3 protein-coding genes are annotated in these 2,078 nt (G+C 48.1%); 2 read left to right on the forward strand and 1 reads right to left on the reverse strand.

Annotated elements, in window-relative coordinates:
• Together potC and BZG79_RS14650 are read left to right on the forward strand one after the other, a co-directional pair.
• A partial coding sequence (potC, locus tag BZG79_RS14645) for a spermidine/putrescine ABC transporter permease PotC (protein ID WP_108743313.1) occupies nucleotides 1–551 on the forward strand: 551 nt, incomplete at its 5' end.
• Between the two features lie 62 nt (nucleotides 552–613).
• A complete protein-coding gene (locus tag BZG79_RS14650; protein ID WP_077661170.1) occupies nucleotides 614–1,657 on the forward strand; it encodes an extracellular solute-binding protein in 1,044 nt (347 codons plus the stop codon).
• 45 nt (nucleotides 1,658–1,702) lie between these two features.
• Here BZG79_RS14650 and BZG79_RS14655 read toward each other — a convergent pair.
• Nucleotides 1,703–2,078: Sir2 family NAD-dependent protein deacetylase (locus BZG79_RS14655; RefSeq protein WP_277919839.1), on the reverse strand; the 376-nt coding region annotated here is incomplete at its 5' end.

Raw genomic sequence — 2,078 nt, forward strand, 5'->3', positions numbered from 1 at the left:
CTATTATAGGTAGCTTAACCGCGGTAGCACTGTTTCGTTATCGCTTTCGCGGCAAGCAGTTTGTCAATGGTATGCTGTTCGTGGTGATGATGTCGCCCGATATCGTGATGGCTATCTCGCTGTTGGCGCTCTTTATCTTAATGGGCGCACAATTAGGATTTTTGACCTTGCTGCTGTCACACATTACTTTTTGCCTGCCGTTTGTAGTCGTAACGGTTTACAGCCGCTTAAATGGTTTTGATGTCAAAATGCTTGAAGCCGCACGTGACTTAGGCGCGAGCGAATGGGTTATTTTGACCAAAATCATCCTACCGCTTGCCGCTCCCGCGGTTGCAGCGGGCTGGTTACTAAGCTTCACCTTGTCACTGGATGATGTCATCGTCAGCTCTTTTGTCACCGGGCCAGGTTATGAAATCTTGCCGCTCAAAGTTTACTCCATGGTAAAAGTCGGCGTGTCGCCAGAAATTAACGCCCTTGCCACCATTATGCTGATTGTGTCACTCGTGCTGGTCATGTGCTCACAATGGCTAGCCAAAGATCGACTAAAATAATCCATTCCCCAGGGCAGTTGACAGGTCAGCCGCCCTCCTTTTTGTGTTACGAGGAGCTCACCATGGTTAAATGGTCCCCCTTTTTTGCGCTTACCCTGTTCGGTGCATTACTCACGTCTACCGCGACCGCCGCGAACAATGATGTTTTGTATTTCTACAATTGGTCTGAATATATCCCTAATTCGGTTATCGAAGATTTCACCGATGAAACGGGTATTGAGGTGATGTACTCCACCTATGAGTCAAACGAGACCATGTATGCCAAATTGAAAACGCATCCTGAGGGCTATGATCTTGTGGTGCCGTCAACTTACTATGTCGCTAAAATGCGTCAGCAAGGCATGCTACAAAAAATCGACAAATCGCAACTCCAGCATTTTTCAGGTCTGGATCCGGTTAACTTGAACAAACCTTTTGATCCTAACAATGATTATTCTGTGCCCTATATTTGGGGAGCGACAGGTATCGGCGTTAACACCGACTTTATGGACAAAGCCGATGTCTCGAGCTGGGCTGATTTATGGGATCCCAAATGGCAAGGCCAACTGTTGATGATGGATGATGCCAGAGAGCTATTTCATATTGCCCTGCGAAAACTCGGTTACTCTGCCAACACCACAGATCCGGAAGAAATAAAAGCGGCCTATCAGTCACTTAAAACGTTGATGCCAAATGTATTGCTCTTTAATTCTGATTTTCCGGCTAACCCGTTTTTAGCGGGCGAAGTCACCCTAGGCATGCTTTGGAATGGCAGTGCCTACATGGCGCGTCAAGAAGGCGCATCGATCGACATGGTGTGGCCAGAAGAAGGCGCAATTTTTTGGATGGATAGCCTCGCGATTCCAGCGGATGCTAAAAACGTCGATGCCGCGCATAAAATGATCGATTTTCTCTTACGTCCGGAAAACGCCGCTAAGCTTGCCCTGCAGATAGGTTATCCAACGCCAGTGAAAGCCGCCTATCCGTTATTGCCTGCCGCGTTTAAAAATAACCCGCAAATTTATCCACCACAGTCGGTGATGGCTGCCGGCGAATGGCAAAACGATGTAGGTGACGCCAACCGACTTTATGAAGATTATTTTCAACGCTTAAAAGCCGGTATGTGATCCCGCGTACTGTTCTAGACTGTCAGGGGCAAAGACGCCCCTGATTTATCGCTCAAGCGCCAGTATCTCATCCACCAGCTCAGGCACTAAAGTGCTTGCTTTGCCGTAGCGCCGTTCATCAAACTCGCTCTCAACCGCACTGGGTTCGAGGTTGATTTCAATTGTATGCGCGCCATGCATTGCCGCTTCATGCAYAAAGCCCGCTGCGGGATACACTGCCCCCGATGTCCCTATAGAGATAAACAAATCCGCTTTATTTAACGCCTCATGAATTTTCCCCATGCCCCATGGCATTTCACCAAACCAAACAACATGAGGCCGCAAAGGTGCCGGCATTTGACAACAGTGGCAGTGGTCAGAAACCGAAATATCACCTTTCCAATCAATGGTTTGCTGAGAGTGACTACAGCGTGCCTTTAAT

The organism is Salinivibrio sp. MA427 (assembly GCF_001996115.1).
Classification (GTDB): Bacteria; Pseudomonadota; Gammaproteobacteria; order Enterobacterales; family Vibrionaceae; genus Salinivibrio; species Salinivibrio costicola.